The 21,803-nt window shown below is 46.7% G+C and carries 18 protein-coding genes; 2 read left to right on the forward strand and 16 right to left on the reverse strand.

Annotation, left to right across the window (positions count from 1 at the left end; translation table 11 throughout):
- Positions 1–4: 4 nt before the first annotated feature.
- From BQ9856_RS00805 to uxuA, 11 genes are all read right to left on the reverse strand, one after another.
- The gene (locus BQ9856_RS00805) at positions 5–1,516 is read right to left on the reverse strand and encodes a sensor histidine kinase (RefSeq protein ID WP_235839085.1); all 1,512 of its coding nucleotides are present in this window, start codon (positions 1,514–1,516) and stop codon (positions 5–7) included.
- A gap of 155 nt (positions 1,517–1,671) precedes the next feature.
- Positions 1,672–2,934 carry a zinc-binding dehydrogenase gene (locus BQ9856_RS00810; RefSeq protein ID WP_077609301.1) on the reverse strand — a complete coding sequence of 421 codons (1,263 nt, stop codon included), beginning with the start codon at positions 2,932–2,934 and terminating at the stop codon, positions 1,672–1,674.
- A gap of 4 nt (positions 2,935–2,938) precedes the next feature.
- Positions 2,939–3,682, reverse strand: a complete 744-nt coding sequence (locus tag BQ9856_RS00815; RefSeq protein WP_159441912.1) for a 1-phosphofructokinase family hexose kinase — start codon at positions 3,680–3,682, stop codon at positions 2,939–2,941.
- A 441-nt stretch (positions 3,683–4,123) separates the two neighbouring features.
- Entirely contained in the window at positions 4,124–5,386 is a 1,263-nt protein-coding gene (locus tag BQ9856_RS00820; protein WP_077609301.1) for a zinc-binding dehydrogenase, read from the reverse strand.
- A gap of 4 nt (positions 5,387–5,390) precedes the next feature.
- Complete coding sequence (gene pfkB / locus BQ9856_RS00825; protein WP_077609303.1) at positions 5,391–6,332, reverse strand: 1-phosphofructokinase; 942 nt, start codon at positions 6,330–6,332, stop codon at positions 5,391–5,393.
- Positions 6,329–6,772: a PTS sugar transporter subunit IIA gene (locus BQ9856_RS00830; RefSeq protein WP_077609304.1), complete on the reverse strand. Its 444-nt coding sequence runs from the start codon at positions 6,770–6,772 to the stop codon at positions 6,329–6,331. Before BQ9856_RS00830 ends, pfkB begins: the two co-directional genes overlap by 4 nt.
- 25 nt (positions 6,773–6,797) lie before the next feature.
- Positions 6,798–8,897: a BglG family transcription antiterminator gene (locus tag BQ9856_RS00835; protein WP_077609305.1), complete on the reverse strand. Its 2,100-nt coding sequence runs from the start codon at positions 8,895–8,897 to the stop codon at positions 6,798–6,800.
- A 52-nt stretch (positions 8,898–8,949) separates the two neighbouring features.
- Entirely contained in the window at positions 8,950–10,314 is a 1,365-nt protein-coding gene (locus BQ9856_RS00840) for a PTS mannitol transporter subunit IICB (protein WP_077609306.1), read from the reverse strand.
- Positions 10,315–10,571: 257 nt separating this feature from the next.
- Positions 10,572–12,629 (reverse strand): methyl-accepting chemotaxis protein, encoded by a 2,058-nt coding sequence (locus tag BQ9856_RS00845; protein ID WP_159441914.1) that lies wholly within the window; start codon positions 12,627–12,629, stop codon positions 10,572–10,574.
- Positions 12,630–12,915: 286 nt separating this feature from the next.
- A complete protein-coding gene (locus BQ9856_RS00850) occupies positions 12,916–13,764 on the reverse strand; it encodes an SDR family oxidoreductase (RefSeq protein WP_077609308.1) in 849 nt (282 codons plus the stop codon).
- A gap of 17 nt (positions 13,765–13,781) precedes the next feature.
- A complete protein-coding gene (gene uxuA / locus BQ9856_RS00855; RefSeq protein WP_077609309.1) occupies positions 13,782–14,837 on the reverse strand; it encodes a mannonate dehydratase in 1,056 nt (351 codons plus the stop codon).
- Between the two features lie 178 nt (positions 14,838–15,015).
- On the opposite strand from uxuA, the gene BQ9856_RS00860 reads away from it, so the two are divergent.
- Positions 15,016–15,969, forward strand: a complete 954-nt coding sequence (locus BQ9856_RS00860) for a helix-turn-helix transcriptional regulator (protein WP_077609310.1) — start codon at positions 15,016–15,018, stop codon at positions 15,967–15,969.
- Here BQ9856_RS00860 and BQ9856_RS00865 read toward each other — a convergent pair.
- Together BQ9856_RS00865 and BQ9856_RS00870 are read right to left on the reverse strand one after the other, a co-directional pair.
- Positions 15,910–16,233 carry a branched-chain amino acid transporter permease gene (locus BQ9856_RS00865; protein ID WP_077609980.1) on the reverse strand — a complete coding sequence of 108 codons (324 nt, stop codon included), beginning with the start codon at positions 16,231–16,233 and terminating at the stop codon, positions 15,910–15,912. The two genes, BQ9856_RS00860 and BQ9856_RS00865, sit on opposite strands and share 60 nt — an antisense overlap.
- Before the next feature lie 8 nt (positions 16,234–16,241).
- Positions 16,242–16,955: an AzlC family ABC transporter permease gene (locus tag BQ9856_RS00870; protein ID WP_442855453.1), complete on the reverse strand. Its 714-nt coding sequence runs from the start codon at positions 16,953–16,955 to the stop codon at positions 16,242–16,244.
- Between the two features lie 134 nt (positions 16,956–17,089).
- On the opposite strand from BQ9856_RS00870, the gene BQ9856_RS00875 reads away from it, so the two are divergent.
- The gene (locus tag BQ9856_RS00875) at positions 17,090–18,022 is read left to right on the forward strand and encodes a radical SAM protein (protein ID WP_442855454.1); all 933 of its coding nucleotides are present in this window, start codon (positions 17,090–17,092) and stop codon (positions 18,020–18,022) included.
- 7 nt (positions 18,023–18,029) lie between these two features.
- On the opposite strand, the gene BQ9856_RS00880 is transcribed toward BQ9856_RS00875, so the two are convergent.
- The 3 genes from BQ9856_RS00880 to BQ9856_RS00890 all read right to left on the reverse strand — a co-directional run bounded on the left by BQ9856_RS00880 (position 18,030) and on the right by BQ9856_RS00890 (position 21,752).
- Complete coding sequence (locus BQ9856_RS00880; protein ID WP_077609311.1) at positions 18,030–19,361, reverse strand: MATE family efflux transporter; 1,332 nt, start codon at positions 19,359–19,361, stop codon at positions 18,030–18,032.
- A gap of 133 nt (positions 19,362–19,494) precedes the next feature.
- A complete protein-coding gene (locus BQ9856_RS00885) occupies positions 19,495–20,691 on the reverse strand; it encodes a 1,3-beta-galactosyl-N-acetylhexosamine phosphorylase (protein ID WP_235839086.1) in 1,197 nt (398 codons plus the stop codon).
- Positions 20,643–21,752 (reverse strand): MATE family efflux transporter, encoded by a 1,110-nt coding sequence (locus tag BQ9856_RS00890; RefSeq protein WP_235839087.1) that lies wholly within the window; start codon positions 21,750–21,752, stop codon positions 20,643–20,645. Before BQ9856_RS00890 ends, BQ9856_RS00885 begins: the two co-directional genes overlap by 49 nt.
- Between the last annotated feature and the right edge of the window lie 51 nt (positions 21,753–21,803).

The raw sequence follows: 21,803 nt of genomic DNA on the forward strand, positions 1-21,803 counted from the left end.
CCTGTCATAACTGAACCGGTATGGCAAGCTGAACTGCTGTTCCATGGCCTTCCCGGCTGTAAATACTGAATTCTCCTCCCTCGTACATCCGTTGGATCCTCTGGTAAATATTTCCCACACCAATGCCCACCTTTGCCGTCGAATGAAGCTTCAGCGCCTTTCTCAGCTCATGAAGATCCTCTTCACACATCCCCACTCCGGTGTCGGCAACCGATATCACAATTTTCTTATTCCGCTCCCAGACCCGGATCCTTATGCTCCCGCCGTTCTCCTTTTTGGACAGGCCATGGATGACCGCATTTTCCACAAGCGGCTGCAGGGTAAAGGTCGGGATCATGATCCTGCTCCCATCCACCAGGCACTGGATATCGTAATGGAGCCTGCTGCCAAACCGCATCTGCTGCAAATACATATAATCGCTGACAACTTCGATCTCCTTTTTGAGAAGCACCTCCGATTCCGGTGTTTTTAAGTTATACCGGAATAAATTTCCAAGGCTTTCAATCATGCGCTCCGTAGTAACCGCATCCTCCAGCTTTGCCATGCAGGCGATCATATTTAAGGTATTAAAAAGGAAATGGGGATTGATCTGGTTTTTCAGCAGTTCCAGCTTCGTGGCATCAAGCCTCTTTTCCATCTCCATTTTTTCTATCTCTTCCTTGTGGAGCAGATCCGCCATCTCATTCTTTTCCTTAAGCGTTGTGATATACTGTTCCGTCGCATGTTTCATTTTATTAAATGCCCGGACAAGTTCTCCCATCTCATCCTGATTCTCGACTGTTATATCCTCTTCCGTGAAATCGTTTTTTGCTATTTTTCTGGACATGTGAGCCAGCCGCACCACCGGTATGACCATATCCCGGTGCATCATACGGCTTAAATAAAAGGTCACTCCTATGCTTAAAACTGCCAGAACAAAAATGGCATATGGGAAACGCGACAGGACCGGGACCTTGGCATGATAGGCGTCCGACCCCTCCCGGAGAGTGCTCTCTGCCAGCCTTTTTCCGTATCCCGATAAATAGTCCTGCATCCGGTAAACCCGGTATAATTCATTGACATACTGCTGAACCGCATATCCGTCATCCTCATTCATCTGTATCACAGAATCCCGCCATGACCTGTAATTCTCATAACCGCTCCGGATCGACCAGGTTATGGCATACCGCTCGCCGCCGATCCTGTCATAATCAAAAGGCAGGGATTTTATGCAGCGCTCTGTTTTCACGCAGGCAGTGGCGTAAAGCTCCCGGTTATCCCCGCCGGTATCCCTGATAAAATTCTGGAAAGCCCTTGCTTCCTCTTCCATGGCCGTCTGATAATCATGGCACTTTGAATTATCTTCCAGGATCTGGTTGAATCCATTTAAAGCGAAATCCAATATCACAATATTAAATACAATGGAAAGTGCCACGATCAGAATAACCATGGCAGCGAATGTCCCGATTTTTTGTTTTAATGTAAAAGAAAGCCACCCTTCATGCAGCTTTTTTACGACCCCTTTTTCTGCTGCCACCCCAGTTCCCCCTTTTTCCCTTCTGTTCCCGTAATATTATAGCAGAATTCCGGTATTTATGCCACCAGAGGATAATCAGAGCAAAAATATAACTATCCGGATTTCCGGATAGTTATATAAGGTCTGTTTCAACATTGTTATACCAAGCCAATTATTTATGCCACGCCATGATATTCAAAAAGTATTTTCTCCGCTTCCCCATTCCATAACCCGTTATGTCTCTTTACGGACTGCGCAAGCTTCTTATACAATTCATCGTTATTTCCCAATTCTTCAAAATCCTCGATCGCTGTTAACGGCATCTCAAACTGCGTATAAGTCAATTTCTTTCCTCCCGGTATAGAAGGGAGATTTAAGGTTGCTTCCGCGATGGAATCGATTCCGCCTATATGGGTCACCATAACTGCCGGCTTTATGTCCCCTTTGGCAGCCAGATCAATGGCTTCCAGCAAATCATCATTGTTTCCTCCGGTAGTACCGATGATATGGGTACTGATATAATGCACATTATACATATTGATTCCGGAAGAAAAATCACGGTCGGACGGACCTGCAAAGAAATTCATGCAGCCATCAAAAGCCAGCAGGGAATCACCGAACTCTGCTGCGGATTTGTCGGGCACATACACAAACACATCATCATAGCCGTGATTATCCGTTAATTCCTTTAGGGTATTGTAAGGATCTTTTAAAAGTGCCGTATTTACATAAATAAGCTCAACGCCTTTCTCTGCGGCTTCATCCGGTGAAATTTTCTTTCTTGCATTCCCGATCCTTTCATCACTGATGTCCGTCACCACGATTCTCCTGGGTTTATTTTCCGTATGCAGCCCGTAACTCACTGCTCCAAGCCCCATTGGACCGCATCCTCCGAGAATCAGGATATTTCCGCCTTTTCTTGTCCCCATGGCATGATCGTAATTCTGCTTGTTCGTGTGGTAATTCGCGTGGTAGCCGCCGATAATACAGCTCATGGGTTCTCCCAGGGAGGCTTCAAAAAAGCTTTCGCCGTTATAAGGAAGCAGACAGCCCAGCTCCATGACCTCATGAGGCATAATACAATAGGTGGCTGCGCCTCCGCAGTATTCATAGGAATATCCGGGAGAGTCCAGCTTTCCTTTATAGTTCAATGCGGGCTGGAGGGCAAATCTGTCGCCTGCCTTGTATTTGTCCTCCCATTTTTTTCCCACCTGAACTATGATACCTGCGCATTCGTGTCCGATGATAACTGGATTGGTATCCATATTCTGGGGGGCCCTTTTATGCTTCTTACCCTGTTTTATTAATTTATAGGTTGACATGCAGATGCTGTCACTCATTATTTTGACCAGGATTTCATCTTCTTTTATCTGGGGCAATTCAAATTCTTCCAGACGCAGATCATCTTTGCCATACATTCTTACCGCTTTTGCCTTCATAAATTTATACTCCTTCATCAAGATCTATGATTTCTGTCTTCTGTTTCAGTTCCTCGATCAGCTCCCTGCCGGGCGGTTTTGTTCCACGGGTGGTAACCGCACCTACCGAGACTGCCATTGCAAGCTTTACACTCTCCCTTAATTCCTCTTTCCCGGCAAGGCTGTAAACCAGCGCTGCTACCATTGCATCGCCCGCTCCTACGGTTGAATGGGCTTTCACTTTTATTCCCGGGCATTTAAAGGCGTTTTCTCTTGTAAGAAACAGAGCCCCCATCTGCCCTAAGGATACCGCAACCAGGCTGCTCCCTTTTTGCAGCAGCTCCCTTCCCATATCCAGGAGCTCTTCTTCCGTCACCCGGTAATCCTTCTTAAAATACTCCTCCAGTTCTTTCCGGTTTGGTTTAATATAATCCGGTCTCCCCTCCAAGCCTCTGGCAAACAGTTCTCCATCGGCATCCAGAAATACTCTGGCACCTTTCTCCTTTACAAGAGGGATTAATTTGAGATAAATATCCTTCTCAATTCCTCTGGGAATACTTCCCGCAAAAACAAACAGAGTATCAGCCCCCGCATAAGATATCAATTTCTCCGTTAACCGCTTTTGTTCCTCCTCCGTTACAATCGGTCCCGGTTCGTTAAGCTCCGTAACGATCCCATTTCCCTCCACCAGCTTCAAATTCACTCTTGTCTCATCGCCTATATGTACAAAATCACTTTTTATTCCAAGCTCCTTTAAGCTTTCTTCCATCTGTCTTCCCGTGCCGCCGCCGCAAAACCCCGNCGGTATCCCTGATAAAATTCTGGAAAGCCCTTGCTTCCTCTTCCATGGCCGTCTGATAATCATGGCACTTTGAATTATCTTCCAGGATCTGGTTGAATCCATTTAAAGCGAAATCCAATATCACAATATTAAATACAATGGAAAGTGCCACGATCAGAATAACCATGGCAGCGAATGTCCCGATTTTTTGTTTTAATGTAAAAGAAAGCCACCCTTCATGCAGCTTTTTTACGACCCCTTTTTCTGCTGCCACCCCAGTTCCCCCTTTTTCCCTTCTGTTCCCGTAATATTATAGCAGAATTCCGGTATTTATGCCACCAGAGGATAATCAGAGCAAAAATATAACTATCCGGATTTCCGGATAGTTATATAAGGTCTGTTTCAACATTGTTATACCAAGCCAATTATTTATGCCACGCCATGATATTCAAAAAGTATTTTCTCCGCTTCCCCATTCCATAACCCGTTATGTCTCTTTACGGACTGCGCAAGCTTCTTATACAATTCATCGTTATTTCCCAATTCTTCAAAATCCTCGATCGCTGTTAACGGCATCTCAAACTGCGTATAAGTCAATTTCTTTCCTCCCGGTATAGAAGGGAGATTTAAGGTTGCTTCCGCGATGGAATCGATTCCGCCTATATGGGTCACCATAACTGCCGGCTTTATGTCCCCTTTGGCAGCCAGATCAATGGCTTCCAGCAAATCATCATTGTTTCCTCCGGTAGTACCGATGATATGGGTACTGATATAATGCACATTATACATATTGATTCCGGAAGAAAAATCACGGTCGGACGGACCTGCAAAGAAATTCATGCAGCCATCAAAAGCCAGCAGGGAATCACCGAACTCTGCTGCGGATTTGTCGGGCACATACACAAACACATCATCATAGCCGTGATTATCCGTTAATTCCTTTAGGGTATTGTAAGGATCTTTTAAAAGTGCCGTATTTACATAAATAAGCTCAACGCCTTTCTCTGCGGCTTCATCCGGTGAAATTTTCTTTCTTGCATTCCCGATCCTTTCATCACTGATGTCCGTCACCACGATTCTCCTGGGTTTATTTTCCGTATGCAGCCCGTAACTCACTGCTCCAAGCCCCATTGGACCGCATCCTCCGAGAATCAGGATATTTCCGCCTTTTCTTGTCCCCATGGCATGATCGTAATTCTGCTTGTTCGTGTGGTAATTCGCGTGGTAGCCGCCGATAATACAGCTCATGGGTTCTCCCAGGGAGGCTTCAAAAAAGCTTTCGCCGTTATAAGGAAGCAGACAGCCCAGCTCCATGACCTCATGAGGCATAATACAATAGGTGGCTGCGCCTCCGCAGTATTCATAGGAATATCCGGGAGAGTCCAGCTTTCCTTTATAGTTCAATGCGGGCTGGAGGGCAAATCTGTCGCCTGCCTTGTATTTGTCCTCCCATTTTTTTCCCACCTGAACTATGATACCTGCGCATTCGTGTCCGATGATAACTGGATTGGTATCCATATTCTGGGGGGCCCTTTTATGCTTCTTACCCTGTTTTATTAATTTATAGGTTGACATGCAGATGCTGTCACTCATTATTTTGACCAGGATTTCATCTTCTTTTATCTGGGGCAATTCAAATTCTTCCAGACGCAGATCATCTTTGCCATACATTCTTACCGCTTTTGCCTTCATAAATTTATACTCCTTCATCAAGATCTATGATTTCTGTCTTCTGTTTCAGTTCCTCGATCAGCTCCCTGCCGGGCGGTTTTGTTCCACGGGTGGTAACCGCACCTACCGAGACTGCCATTGCAAGCTTTACACTCTCCCTTAATTCCTCTTTCCCGGCAAGGCTGTAAACCAGCGCTGCTACCATTGCATCGCCCGCTCCTACGGTTGAATGGGCTTTCACTTTTATTCCCGGGCATTTAAAGGCGTTTTCTCTTGTAAGAAACAGAGCCCCCATCTGCCCTAAGGATACCGCAACCAGGCTGCTCCCTTTTTGCAGCAGCTCCCTTCCCATATCCAGGAGCTCTTCTTCCGTCACCCGGTAATCCTTCTTAAAATACTCCTCCAGTTCTTTCCGGTTTGGTTTAATATAATCCGGTCTCCCCTCCAAGCCTCTGGCAAACAGTTCTCCATCGGCATCCAGAAATACTCTGGCACCTTTCTCCTTTACAAGAGGGATTAATTTGAGATAAATATCCTTCTCAATTCCTCTGGGAATACTTCCCGCAAAAACAAACAGAGTATCAGCCCCCGCATAAGATATCAATTTCTCCGTTAACCGCTTTTGTTCCTCCTCCGTTACAATCGGTCCCGGTTCGTTAAGCTCCGTAACGATCCCATTTCCCTCCACCAGCTTCAAATTCACTCTTGTCTCATCGCCTATATGTACAAAATCACTTTTTATTCCAAGCTCCTTTAAGCTTTCTTCCATCTGTCTTCCCGTGCCGCCGCCGCAAAACCCCGTAGCGACGGTTTCTCCGCCCATAGCCTGAACGGTCTTGGATACATTGATGCCTTTGCCTCCGATATCCCAAAGACAATTCTGGAGCCTGTTTAAGCTTCCTCTCTCCAGGCGCTTAAGCTCAGCGGTCTTATCGATTGCCGGATTCATGGTGACCGTAATTATCATAGGGCACTTTCCTTTCTCTCATTTCCCAAAAAAATCTCATAAATCGTATCCCTGTCACTGTTAATCACGCGGACAACATTTTCTAAATCAGACAATATTTCCGCTATATTTGAAAGAATTTCAAGATGCTCTTCTCCCACACCGGCAACCGCTATGACTATTTTCACCGCTTCGCTTCCCCAGTCGGTTCCCTCCGGAAATACCATAACAGCAATACCGGATTTTCTGATCGCTCCTTTTGAGGCTTCAATGCCATGGGGAAGAGCAATTCCATTCCCTATATTGGTAGAAAAGGATTTCTCCCTTAAAAGCATGGCGTCTATGTAACTTTCTTCCACATATCCGCTGTTACATAATTTTCCTCCGATGTGGCGGATCACCTGTTCCTTATCTGCTGCCTTACAATTAATTTCAATATTTTCTTTTAACAAAAGCTCCATCACAATCACCTCTTTTTCCGGCCGCTTAAACAGTCTCTAAATACTGCTTAAAATAATGCCTTAGTATCTTCTCCACATAATCTCTGACAGCTTCCTTCCCTCCTTCAAAAATCAGGCTTAAGAATTCCTTGTTTTCTATCAGCTGCCCGCTTAGGCAGCCCATAATATCGCTGTTCACCGCCATCCAGTCATCCTCCGGAATCAGCATGATGACGACTGCCTTAATCCCCTTAAAATAAGTATTTATAAAAGCTGTCCGGTCCTTGGTGACGCAGACAGAAAAATTTGCTTTCACCACACCTTTTGTCCTGGCGTGCAGCAGGGCAAATCCATATTCCGGTATCATCTGAGAGGATATTTTCTCTCTCCGCATGATATCCTCCTGGATCTGCAGCCGGTTGCTGTTAAAGGGCGAAAGCCTTTCCGATACCGCAACCAGCAGTTCATCAAAACAAATGGTCTCGCTTACCTTAATAAGCTGAAAGTCCTTTATGATGCCTTTGATCTGGTTAATGCAGATATTAATATCTTCCAGCTGTCTGGAGAATTCCCCTTCTCCCTGGCTTTTCTTAGAGGTTTTTGAATAGTGCCTGACCTTTTCTTCAATCTCCTCCAGTTCTTTTTCATTCAGAAGCCCGCTGACCTTAATAATATCTGCCGGTATATCCTCCAGCTCTATGCTGGATATGATGAAATCCAGATTTTTTAATGCTCCCGGAGTCAGATCCTCCTTTCCGTATGTATCTATCTGGACCCGGTCCTTTAAAAAGTTTTTAAGCTTGGAATGCATCAGTCTTGAGATGCCGATACCGCTGGCGCAGATGATGCCGATATTCACCTTCCGTAAGCTTTCCTTCCTGTCCACAAGCCTGACCGCTGCGGCTCCAAAATGCATTGCAAGATACCCGACCTCATCCTCCGGAACCGAAAATCCGTATTTTTTCCCGATATATTTCCCAACTCTGCTGCAGTTAGCAAAAGTCTCCGGATAAGTCTCCTTGATCTGGGACAATAAGGGATTGGTAATGGACAGATGGTTCTTTAAGCGGATAAAGGTCGGCTTTAAGTGGGCCAGAAGACCCAGGACAAATTCTTCATCCTGCTTTAAGTCATAGGATATTTTGCAGTCATAAATATCCGTTATTTCATGAATGAGCTCTAAAAGCTCCTCTCTGACAGATGCATCCTTTTCATAATCTTCTTCAAAACCCGCGGACTGGATCTTGGCTCCGCTGATATGAAGAAGAATATAGGCAATTTCCCCTTCCGGTATTTTTATGGCAAATTCATTTTCCAGGGATTCTGCTATGATACAGGCGAGCTGATAATCTTCATGATATAAGAATTCATCCAAAGTCTTGGGATCCTCTTCTATATATTCCACGCTCTGGATCCGCATCATTGCTATTGTTATGTGTAATACCAGAGAAGAATAAGAACCGCTTGTAAAACGGGTCAGCTTTTTATCCCTTATGCTGCTCAGACACAATGCCACCTTTTTTAGCACCTTATAATCGATTAATTGAAATATCCCTTTTTTCTCTTTTTCATAATATTCGCCTAATACAGCCCATTTCTTCTCACCGATCGCTGACCGGAGGCCGGCTGTATCCGGATACTCATCGATAAAGCTCTTCACCGCCAGACGATAATTCTTCTCCGGCCCCTCCAGCGCCACTCCATACCCCTGTTTTCTGATCAAAGTAAGACCAAATTTTTCAAACCAGTCTTCGATTGCTTCCATGTCGTTGCTGATGGTAGCTTCACTCACGCCGAAGATATTTCTGTAATAATAAAGCTTTTTTGGTTCCATGTCCTTTAATATTTCTAAAATAAGACCGTTTCTTCTCTTTTCTTTATCAATATAATCAAACGTCTCTCTGGATTGTAATTCCTTCAGCAGCCTGTCTTTGCTAAGCCTTTCCCCTTCCATCCAGATACCTGTACCGGCCTTGGTATTCAGACTCAGCCCATATTTCCTTAAGAACCCTTCCGTATGATCCAATTCTCTTTGAACTGTCCTTTTGCTGACCTTCACATCATCTGCCAGCTTTTTTACAGATACCACCCTGTCTTCTTTTAAAAGTATCGTAAACAGCTGTATGAGACGCTGAGATAACATCATATCCTGCCCCCCCTTCCGGATCTTAGCCCTGTTCCGCTGTTCGTTCCATTTGTCAGCCCTTCAGTTCTTCAACCAGCATATCGTATTCAGGAGCTGACAGGAAATTTTTGATTAATACCAGTCTGGCTCCCGGGCAGCTGTGAGCCGCACGTTCCTTCAATTCTTCATGTGTCACCACCACCTGGGCATTCTCCGGTATTGCGGATACGGGAGAATGAACTACACTGATATGCTCCAGACCTGCGGATGCTAATTTCTTCCGCAATATGGTTGCTCCCATGGCACTGGAGCCCATACCCGCATCACAGGCAAATACAATATATTTTACCTCCTTGGGAGCATTTACATCTGTAAGCCCTTTGGAGACGTTTTTCATATCCTTTACCTTCGTTTTTGCAGCTTCCAGATCTCCTTTTCCGAAGGCCTTCAAAAGTGGGATTGCTACGAGACAGGATACTGCACAGGCGGTCAGCACGGAGAGGATAACTCCCGCATAGCTGTTTCTGGCGGTCATACCGAGAACGGCTATGATGCTCCCAGGTGATGCGGGGCCTGCAAGGCCTGCATGAAAGATACTGAGTATAAATACTCCGCTGGCCCCGCCTGCAATTGCAGCTAACAGCAGAACCGGATTCATCAGGATATAAGGGAAATAAATTTCATGGATACCGCCGAATAAATGAATGATAATTGCTCCGGGAGCAGAACTTTTCGCATCTCCCTTTCCTACCAGACAATACGCAAGCAATATGCCGAGACCGGGACCCGGATTAGCCTCTAGCAGGAAAAACAGGGACTTGCCTGTATCGGCAGCCTCCTGCATCCCCATGGGAGACAGGATCCCGTGATTCACTGCATTGTTTAAGAATAATACCTTAGCCGGCTCAATGAAAATACTTACCAGAGGCAAAATGCCGTGATCCACAAAGAACCCTACCCCTGCTTCCATGAAGCTGTTTAATCCAGCCACAACCGGGCTGATTCCCAGGTAACCGATCAGTGCAAGGAGCGCACCTAAAATGCCTAAGGAAAAATTGTTGATGAGCATTTCAAAACCCGCAGGAATGATACCTTCCATTAATTTATCGAGTTTCTTAATTAAGTATCCCCCAAAAGGCCCCATGATCATGGCACCTAAGAACATCGGCACGTCGGCTCCTACGATAACGCCCATGGTGGCAATGGCACCGATCACTCCGCCTCTGATTCCGGCAACATTCCTGCCCCCGGTATAGGCAATCAGCAACGGTAACAGATAAGTGGACATAGGACCTACCAGTTCGGCTAATTTTTCATTGGGACGCCAGCCGGTAGGAATAAACAGAGCTGTAATGACCCCCCATGCTATAAATGCTCCGATATTAGGCATAACCATACCGCTTAAAGCTCTGCCGAATGTTTGAATTTTTTCTTTCATGTCATACCCTCTCTCTTATTCAAAATGAATCATACATTGACTATAAGAAACGATTGGCCAATCTTCTTAAGATACTTCTATTATAAATATGCCCCTGGGAATATACAACTTAATGAAAACTCCTTTTGTCACGATTCAATCGTGACACAGTTAAAAATGTACCATAAAAAAGACCGTAAGAGTCCGGAAAAATGATTTTCCGACGGACCCTTACGGTCTTCTGTGCTTTTATCTCAATTGGAATTCCTGCTTAAGCCTTAACGAAGCCGGAATTTACTCATTAACTCACGTAAATTCTCTGCCTGGCCGGAAAGCTCTTCGCTGGCTGCTGCGCTTTCCTCTGCGGTAGCGGAATTGCTCTGGACCACGGATGAGATCTGTTCAATTCCGGCAGTTACCTGAGTGACCTTATCGCTTTGCTGCTTTAACTCCTCTGCAGATTCCCTGATGGCTGAAACCATGTTCTTGGTCTCTAAAAGGACCCCGTTCAATGTTTCCCCTGTAGAAGCCGCAATGCTGGTTCCCTTATCAACGGCTGCAATGGTGTCTGTAACCAGGCTGGAGGTATCCTTTGCCGCATTCGCACTCTTGCCGGCAAGATTACGGACCTCATCGGCAACCACTGCAAAACCTTTTCCTGCTTCCCCTGCCCTGGCAGCTTCCACAGCCGCGTTCAGCGCCAGAATATTGGTCTGGAACGCGATATCTTCAATAAGCTTGTTAACCTTTTCAATTTCCTTTGATTTCCGGCTGATCTGTCCCATGGACTGCATCATTTCCTGCATCTGTTCATTGCCGTTCTCCATGGCCTTTCCAACCCGGCCGGCCTGCTCGTTAACACCTTCTACGGCCTTTGCTGTATTCATAAGGCTGTTAGATATCTCATTAACGGAAGAAGATAACTCTTCTACGGAGGCTGCCTGCTCGACGGCACCCTGGCTTAAGTTCTGTGCTCCCTGGGATACCTGGGCACTGCTTTTTGCCACTTCCACCGCAGATACGTTAATCGTATTCATGGTTTTTGAAAGCAGGTCCACAGTACTCTCAATGGAATCCTGGATAACTTTAAAATCTCCCTGGTATTCCATGGACGCGGACTGACTGAAATCTCCGCATGCGATATTTCCCAGGAACAACGCTATCTCAGTAATATAAGCGTTGACGCTTTGCACGGATCTGGTGATCTCATCCGCCAGCAGACCGATCTCATCCCTGCGTTTTACCACCGGAACATCACTGGTTAAATCACCTTCCGAAAAGAGCTTCATCCTGCCGGCTATGGCTGATACGGGACTGGCAATGGAGCCTGCAAACCAGAAGGCCAGGAAGCAGCCCACTGCAACCGATATAACGGCAAAAATACCCATGGCAAGAACTACGGTATAAATGGAGGTAGTCGTCTCCTTTACAGGTGCCACCACGCCTAAGGCCCAGCCATCGGTGCCTGTTACCGGACTGTAATAGCAAAACCGGCTTGAACCCTTATAATCGTACTTGCCAATGCCTGCATTTCCGGCAAGCATGGTCTGATACATGCGGCCGGCTGAAGCATAGGATCTGTCGTTCTTTGCCAATTCAATAAAGTTCTGACGTTCGTTCACCAGTTCCGGTGACGCGCTTGCGATCATGGTTCCGGTATTGTCGATCAGGAAAGCATTGCCGGTCTCCCCGATCCGAAGATCCTTGATCAGTTCGCTTAATACGGATCCATCATAGGTTCCGAGAAGAACTCCGTATTCGTAAGGAGTCGCAACCCGGATCACCAGCTCATTGTTGCTGTCGTACTCCGTGGTGGAAATGGTGGTCTCTCCGTTCAAGGCTCTTGTTATGTAATCCTTTCCTGTATAACTGTCTCCGATGTGATCCCCGCTTGCACTCCGGCTTACCGTGCCATCCTGACTGATCACTTCAAGATCCTTATATCCATAAAGATTACACTGATTGGCAAGATACTCCGCTACAACTCTGGAGTTTATGGATTTTAAGCTGCCGCCCTGTGCGCTGGCTTCTATGCTTACCTTCATCTGGTTTAAATTCTGTACGACCAGGCTGTTGACAAGCTTGCCCGTTGATTCCAAATCATTTTTCACGACACCTGTGATCCCGCTGTAGCTGACTGAAATACTGATTACCATATTAGCAACAGCCAGACCTAAAATGATCGCGATAATGAATACCAGCATCTTCATTTTCAGTGATTTTAACGCGATCAGCGATTTTAATGATGCAACTTTCCCTCCTGTTTTCTCCGACTTCACTCCTTTCACAGCTTTTAACGTTTTCAGATTTCGCTTTTTTTCCCCCGATGTCTTCATTGTCTTTTGCTCCTCGTCTCGTCTTTTGGTAAATGTAAACCATAACACTTTTTTCATGGTTAATCACATTATACGCTATTTTGTAACTTTTTGTCAATATTTCCACAAAATGACAATTATTATTTCTATATTTACAAATTGACGAAACTTTAAAACCGGAAAAAACAAAAAATAACCTGGTAAAAACTTATGATTTAAAAGGGTAACAAGAAGGCCGGCCCCTTCCACGTTCCGCTTTGATTGAACGGAAAACGCGGAAAGGGCCGGCACCTGTCATGTTTTATGTTTAAACGCCGGAATAAGCAGAGAATCCGCCGTCAATGGGCAGCACCACTCCGGTGATGAAACCTGCCGCATCATTATTTAAAAGGAATAACAGAGCACCGTTTAATTCCTCTGCCTCACCGAAACGTCCCATCGGAGTCGCGGACAGAATCTTGTTTGTTCTGGGCGTGGGAGCACCATCCTCACGAAATAAAAGCTTCTCATTCTGTTTGGTTACAAAAAATCCAGGCGCTATTGCATTAACGCGGATGCCCGCTTTGGAAAAGTGAACGGCCAGCCACTGGGTAAAGTTGCTGATGGCTGCCTTTGCACCGCTGTAGGCCGGAATCTTTGTCAATGGCGTGAACGCATTCATGGAAGATATGTTTAATATGCTGCAGCCTTCCCTGCCGATCATGTCTTTTGCGAAAATCTGGCATGGAAGCAGCGTTCCAAGGAAATTTAAATTGAATACGAACTGGACGCCGGACTGGTCTAAATCAAAAAAGGACTTCGTGTCGGCCTCGATATCTCCTATCTCAAAATATTCCTTATCCGTATTGGCTCTTGCGTTATTTCCGCCTGCGCCGTTTATCAGGATGTCACAGGGACCAAGCTCTGCCAGAACCCTGGCATGGACCTCCTCCAGGCTTTCCCGCTCCAGTACGTTTGCCTTATAAGCCCTGGCCGTATGGCCTGCCTCCGCAATGGAAGAGGCCACATCCTGTGCAGCTTCTTCGTTTAAATCCAGGACCGCTACCTTTGCGCCTGCTTCTGCAAGCGTTTTTGCGAACATGCCGCACAACACTCCGCCTGCTCCGGTTACAACCGCTACCTTACCGCTTAAATCGGTTCCAAATGTCAATGCCATGTGATCTTCCTTCTTTCTTATTTGCTCGTTTTCTCAATTGCTTCCCAAAGGCCGTTTAAATAGGTCGCCCCAAGCGCACGGTCATAAAGGCCGTATCCGGCCCGTCCTGTCTCGCCCCAGATCATGCGGCCGTGATCCGGGCGCATATATCCGTCGAACCCGTTGTCATGGAGGGCCTTTAAGATCGCAAACATATCCAGGGAGCCGCATTTTGATAAATGGGCACGCTCTTCAAAGCCCCGGTTGTTTTCAAGGACCTCCACATTTCTTGCATGTACAAAATGAATGCGGCCCATAGCCGCATATTTGGCAGCCATCTTCACCACATCATTTTTATTGGAGCAGCCCAGGGAACCGGTGCACAGGGTGATCCCATTGTGCTTATCATCCACAAGCTTTAAGAAACGGTCTAAGTTTTCCTCGCAGGTAATGATTCTTGGAAGCCCGAAAATGCTCCAGCATGGATCATCCTCATGGATCGCCATGTTTACGCCACATTCTGCTGCTACCGGAATGACTGCCTCTAAGAAATATTTCAGATGATCCCAGAGATCCTCCTCCGACATGGCGTTGTATTCACTTACCACCTGCTTCAGCTCATCTCTCGTATAACTGGAATCCCAGCCCGGAAGGGCCAGATCGCTTTTACTTTCCAGCGGGTTCACCTTGTCCACCTGATCCTGATAGTATACCAGAGAGGTCGAGCCATCCTCTAATACATGGTCCAGCTGGGTCCTGGTCCAGTCAAATACCGGCATGAAGTTGTAACAGATGCATTTGATCCCTGCTTCCGCCACCCTTCTGATGTTCTCGCAGTAATTTGCGATATACCGGTCTCTGTCCGGCTTCCCTAATTTAATGTCCTCATGGACCGGAATGCTTTCGATCACCTCAAAAGCCAGACCTGCTTCCTCCGTTTCTTTTTTAAGATGCGCAATGCTTTCCCTGCTCCACACTTCTCCTACGGGAACATCATAAACGGCTGTCACAACGGAATACATACCGGGAATCTGGCGAATGTTCTGCAATGTCACCTTGTCGTCATCCCCGTACCATCTGAATGATAATTTCATGAAATACCTCCTCTGCCTCATTCCGGCAGGATTCTTCTCCCTGCCTTATGGATTCAGTATAATCAAAATGCATCCGGAATACCATGGATTTAATTGCCGTTCGCATTGCAAAACTTGCGGTTGTGTCTTATAATACAGTTGCAGAATGAAAACAAACAGGAAAAAAGGAGGATTCCAATTGAAAAGAGAATTGTCCACCGGTTTTGACGAACGGCAGTATATGAATTCGGGTGAATTTGAAGTATTTTTTTACAAAGATATGGATCTAGACCATATTGTGGACCACAGCCATCCTTATTATGAAGTGTATTTTTTCATGAACGGAGATGTGACTTATGAGGTGGAAGGAAATCAGTATCACTTACAATACGGCGATTACCTGTTAATTCCTCCTGATGTGAAGCACCATCCCATATTCCACTCTACCGGAAAAACTTATCAGCGCTTCGTTCTCTGGATCAGCCGGGATTATTACGAAACCATGTGCTCCTGGTCTGAGGACTTTTCTTACAGTTTCCGTTATGTTTCGGAGAACAAACATTACCGTTTCCGCACGGATTTTATCACATTTCAGGATATACAGGGCCGCCTTCTGGACATGCTGGAAGAGATCCACGGCAATAAGGCCTTCCACAAGCTGAACGCAGAGCTGCAGGTCCATTCCTTTTTGCTGTTTTTAAACCGGATCACCTACGATATGCTCCATCAGGTTCCTGCAGCTTATGAAAATGTACTTTACTTAAATCTCTGCGATTACATCAACAACCACCTGGAAGAGGATTTGTCCTTAGACCGCCTGGCCTCTTTCTTTTATGCCAGCAAGTATCACATATCCCATGTCTTTAAGGACAATATGGGGATCTCTCTGCACCGGTATATCATTAAAAAACGGCTTCAGGCCAGTAAAAACGGAATCCTGTCCGGCATTCCCTTTGGCGAATTATACCACCAGTACGGTTTTTCAGACTATACCAGCTTTTACCGGGCCTTTAAAAAGGAATTCGGCCTCTCCCCCAAAGAATTCCGGGAGCAGAAGGGCCTGCCGGAAGGATATGAAAGCCGGCCCGGCCCTTCAACGGAATACGGCCTGAACAAGCACCATATAAAGGGCGGTTCCGGCTCCGATGCTTAAAAGAGAATTTCCCTTCCAGAGGTGAAGGACCGCAATGGCTGCGATGGAGATCAGTTCCGGAAGCCCATGGGGATATGCGGCAAACTCAAGCCCCCTTAAGCAGTACACAACCAAAAGCCCAATGGTAGCATAGGGAAGGGTAAGTCCCAGATAAGCTATGTATTTTGGTGTTTTTTTCCCGGCCGGAAACAGAAGGAAGGGAAGAAAACGGGTGATGACAGTGGCAAGCACCATGGCCCCCACGATGAAAAGATTCTTTATCATATCCTGGCTCAAGACCGTTCCTCCTTTTTCTTCTCCATAAAATACCCGGCAGTGATAATTGCCAGAATGAGAACCATGGCCGGAATGATGAAAACGCTCTGTCCAAATACCATGACACAGGCGGCTGAGGACAACACTCCAACAAGGGCTGCCCGATGGCCCCGTCCGGATTTCCACTGATCAACAAAGATCACGACAAAAAGGGCTGTCAGTGCAAAATCCATTCCTGCTGCGTCAAAGCTTATCATGGTTCCGGCGATTGCGCCGGCCGCGGTCCCTGCCGCCCAGTATAGCTGGTCTAACAGGGACACAAAAAAATACACCCGGTATTCGGAAAGTCCTTCCGGCAGCTTTTCATTGCACAAAACGGAAAACGTCTCATCCGTTAAGGAAAAAACCAGGTAAGGTTTTAACTTTCCTGCCTCCTTATATCTGTCCAGCATGGAAAGTCCGTAAAATAAATGCCTGGCATTGAGCATCAAGGACATAAAAAAAGCGTACCATGGATTAACGGCCGCCGCAAAAAACGTAATCCCAAGATACTGCAGACTTCCGGCGTATACAAATACGCTTATAAGAAGGGCCCACCAGATCCCATAACCATTGACATTCATAAGTATACCATAAGCCGCACCCAGGACCAGATATCCTGCCATAACCGGTACGGTTTTTGGAAATGCATAGCGGAGAGCGGCCATATTTTTCGTTTCATTCATCTTCATCACTCACTTGTACATCACCTTTATCTTGCAATCTTTTTGCATATTGTTTACTATAATATGAGATGAAAGCAAATGCCCGCTTCGCGGCCCCCTGCTTTCCTGCTTACAGGTTATATTAATGTACGAAAGCCAATTTGTCAATAACAGGAGATACCCAGATAAACCTTGACCATATCTACGAATCCTGCAGTCTCTGTCCCAGAAACTGCAGAGTAAACCGCCATGTAAGCACCGGCTTCTGCGGATGCGGCAATGCCGTAAAAGCAGCCCGTGCCGCACTCCATCACTGGGAGGAGCCATGTATCAGCGGAAGCCGGGGAAGCGGAACCGTATTTTTTTCCGGCTGCACCCTGCGCTGCTGTTTTTGCCAGAATTATTCCATAAGCCAGGAAAATTTCGGGAAAGAGCTCACCGTCCGCCAGCTGGCTGACATTTTCTTAAAGCTTCAGGAAGAAGGCGCCCATAACCTGAATCTGGTCACAGCGACCCAGTATCTGCCCTCCGTCTTAAGGGCTCTGGACCTCATAAAATCCAGGCTTTCGATTCCGGTCGTTTATAACAGCGGAGGATATGAAACCTGCGAAGTCATAAGGGAGCTGGATGGATACGTGGATATCTGGCTTCCGGACTTAAAATATTATCAATCCGGGCTTTCCTCGCGTTACAGCAAGGCCGCCGATTATTTTGATATTGCCTCAAAAGCGGTAAAGCAGATGATAGACCAGACCGGCGCGCCGCAATTTGACTCCGCCGGAATTCTTATGAAAAAAGGAGTCATCATACGCCATATGGTTCTTCCCGGCGCAAAAGAGGATTCCATCCGCCTCCTTCACTGGATGAAGGAAGAGCTGCCCCCTGGAATGTATTACATCAGCCTTATGAGCCAGTATACCCCCTTTTACCACAGCGCAGACTTTCCGGAGATCAACCGGAGAATCACTTCTTATGAATATAACAAAGTGCTGGATGAGGCCATCAGACTCGGATTGGACCAGGGATTTATGCAGGAAAAAAGCAGCGCAAAGGAAGAATATACACCGCCCTTTGATCTGGAAGGGATCCTTTAACATCCTTTTATTTTTCAGAATATTTCCACGATCCCCTGAGATAAAATCCCATGGACAGACAAGCAGCAATACACCAGCCTATGGGCCATGACATCCAGATCCCGTTCGCTCCAAAGGGACCTGCTAACAGGAACGAAATGACCACGCGCAGGATTAAGTCAGCAAAGGTGGTAATCATAAAATACCTCATTGCACCGGAACCCCGCAGCACCCCGTCTGCCATCAGCTTCGTTGCTACAACAATATAGAATGGCGACACGATGCGGAGAAAGGAAATGCCGGTATTCATGGCCTCCCCGCCGGGCTGTTCCATGAAAATGCGGATAACCGGAGCTCCCATAAAGAAAAAGACAAGGGTAAAGGGTATTGCCACGAATATGGCCATGGACCAGCCGGCCCGGAACCCGCTTTTTACCCGCCCCTCTTCTCCTGCACCCATGTTCTGGGCCGTAAAGCTGGACAGGCCGTTGGCAAGGGTGGTAAAGGAGGTGATGGTAAAGGTATTAAGCTTCACTGCTGCGGAGTAGCCTGCAATAACCGGAGAGCCTAAGCTGTTGACCAGACCCTGGATGAACATGTTTCCAATGGAAATAAAGCTTTGCTGAAGGATGCTCGGAACTGCCACCATACCGACCTTCTTAAGCATTTCCCAGGAAAATGCCGGAAACGCTCCTTGTGTTTCCACTCCGGCGATCCTTTTCCGGACCGTCACCGCAGCCAGTATACAGGCGATTCCCTGTGCCAGAAACGTAGCCCAGGCAACTCCTGCCACTCCCCAGTGGAAGACGATGACAAAAACCATGTCCAGGATAATATTCCCCAAGGAAGAGCCTATGAGGAAATAAAGCGGGGTTTTGGAGTCCCCCAGAGAATTGAAGATCCCCGTACATACGTTATAAAGAAACAGGAACAAAAATCCCCCGATGTAAATTTTCAGATACAGCGATGCATCCTCAAAAATATTAACCGGGGTCTGTATGAGGTTCATCATGGGACCGCAGAAAGCCAGACCTGCTGCCATCAAAACAAGGCTCAGCACCACAGATGAGATTAAAGTGGTATAGATGGCGGTTTTCATCTCCTTATACCGTTTTGCACCAAACAGCTGAGAGATAATGACCGAGCATCCAATGTTGCTTCCTACTGCAACTGCCATAAAAATCATGGTTACCGGATAAGATGCCCCTACCGCAGCCAGCGCCTCCTCTCCCGCAAATTTCCCTGCTACCACGCTGTCTGTAATGTTATAAAGCTGCTGGAAAATCACGCTGATAAACATGGGAATCGAAAACTGCCATAGTACCTTTGAGGGTTTCCCTACTGTTAGATCTTTTACCATTTTGCCACGCCCTTTCTGGAATTTATTCACATTTGTCGATTATAGTACTAATTTCAATGATAATCAACAGCCAAAAGAGCCAAAAAAGGCGCCGGCCGAAGTAAAGAATCACTGCGGCCGGCACCTCCATCCCCTATAATGTCATGATAACCGTATCAAAAGCCTGAACGGTCACACGGGATACGCCGAAACCGGTTTCTACGGAAGCCTGCTTAAGCTTCTCACTGTTGTTAATCACCACAAGCTGGCGGCTTTCCGGGTACCATGCGCATTCCGTATAGGGATTATCCGTTAAATACTTCTGCCTTAAGTCCATTTTTTTCCCATAGAGCATCAGGTTTAGCAGCATTCTGGTATTCTCGCAGTTCACCTGGAAGCTGCTTAAATAAATCCCGCATCCTTTACCGAACTCATGCAGCGTGACCGAAGGGATCCCATTCTCCTCCTTAAGCACACGGGCTTTACCGTCGGTTAAGTAAAGGCCGCTCTTTCCCCGTACTCCGGCTCCATCCGGCAACAGGTCTTTTATAAGTTCCTTCTTATAATCCCAGCGGCCATGGCATACTCTCGCACCGGTATCCTTATCAATTCCAAGCACATGGGCCATTCGGAAGAAAGTATGGCAGCCTTCTTTCGCCGATGGCTCATTCACACCAAGGAAAACTCCTCCTTCGTGAACAAAACGGGTCACCTCATCAACCACCCTGCTGTCTGCCCAGGCATCGCCTCCGCTCCAGGCGGTTCCGGCAGCTCCTGCGTTTATGAGAACATCCACATTTTTTAAGGCTCCCTCCCTCACATCATCAAAGCTTATGAATTCCACTTTAACGGGAAGGCCGGATAAGGCTTCATTTATATGGACCAGATCATGTATATCAGTCTCATGGAAATGTCCGGATAAGGTCCAGGACCGGAGTTTTCCCCAGGAATGAAGAACTGCTGTCCTTAAGGGAAGGGTGTATACTTCTCCATTCTCGTGAAAGGTCTTGATCAGGCGGAATTCATCTGCTATTTTTTCGATATAGCTGCAAAAATCCGGGTAGTCTTCCACCAGATGGAGATATCCGCCAAGGCCGATGCGGTCTATTTTTTCCCGCAGAAGGGCGCGGCGCACATGATTCCAGTATTCTTTTGCGTCCTTTACCGGATCACCGCCCCGGCTGAAGGTAGGGGCCCCGCCAAGGCCTACGGGAAAGAGGTATGGGTGAAGTCTTAATTCATGGGTTTCTACCTCTGCTCCTGCACAAAGCCTTGCCTCGTAGCCGGAGAATACGCATTTGATCAGACCATCAAAGCCGAATTCCTTAAAATGGCTGTTATATGGCTCCACACCGATCCAGCTGTCATCATAAAATACGTAGGCTTTTTTTCCATAGCCNCCGGAGCTCCCATAAAGAAAAAGACAAGGGTAAAGGGTATTGCCACGAATATGGCCATGGACCAGCCGGCCCGGAACCCGCTTTTTACCCGCCCCTCTTCTCCTGCACCCATGTTCTGGGCCGTAAAGCTGGACAGGCCGTTGGCAAGGGTGGTAAAGGAGGTGATGGTAAAGGTATTAAGCTTCACTGCTGCGGAGTAGCCTGCAATAACCGGAGAGCCTAAGCTGTTGACCAGACCCTGGATGAACATGTTTCCAATGGAAATAAAGCTTTGCTGAAGGATGCTCGGAACTGCCACCATACCGACCTTCTTAAGCATTTCCCAGGAAAATGCCGGAAACGCTCCTTGTGTTTCCACTCCGGCGATCCTTTTCCGGACCGTCACCGCAGCCAGTATACAGGCGATTCCCTGTGCCAGAAACGTAGCCCAGGCAACTCCTGCCACTCCCCAGTGGAAGACGATGACAAAAACCATGTCCAGGATAATATTCCCCAAGGAAGAGCCTATGAGGAAATAAAGCGGGGTTTTGGAGTCCCCCAGAGAATTGAAGATCCCCGTACATACGTTATAAAGAAACAGGAACAAAAATCCCCCGATGTAAATTTTCAGATACAGCGATGCATCCTCAAAAATATTAACCGGGGTCTGTATGAGGTTCATCATGGGACCGCAGAAAGCCAGACCTGCTGCCATCAAAACAAGGCTCAGCACCACAGATGAGATTAAAGTGGTATAGATGGCGGTTTTCATCTCCTTATACCGTTTTGCACCAAACAGCTGAGAGATAATGACCGAGCATCCAATGTTGCTTCCTACTGCAACTGCCATAAAAATCATGGTTACCGGATAAGATGCCCCTACCGCAGCCAGCGCCTCCTCTCCCGCAAATTTCCCTGCTACCACGCTGTCTGTAATGTTATAAAGCTGCTGGAAAATCACGCTGATAAACATGGGAATCGAAAACTGCCATAGTACCTTTGAGGGTTTCCCTACTGTTAGATCTTTTACCATTTTGCCACGCCCTTTCTGGAATTTATTCACATTTGTCGATTATAGTACTAA

Source organism: Clostridium sp. Marseille-P2415, assembly GCF_900155545.1.
Lineage (GTDB): Bacteria > Bacillota > Clostridia > Lachnospirales > Lachnospiraceae > Lacrimispora.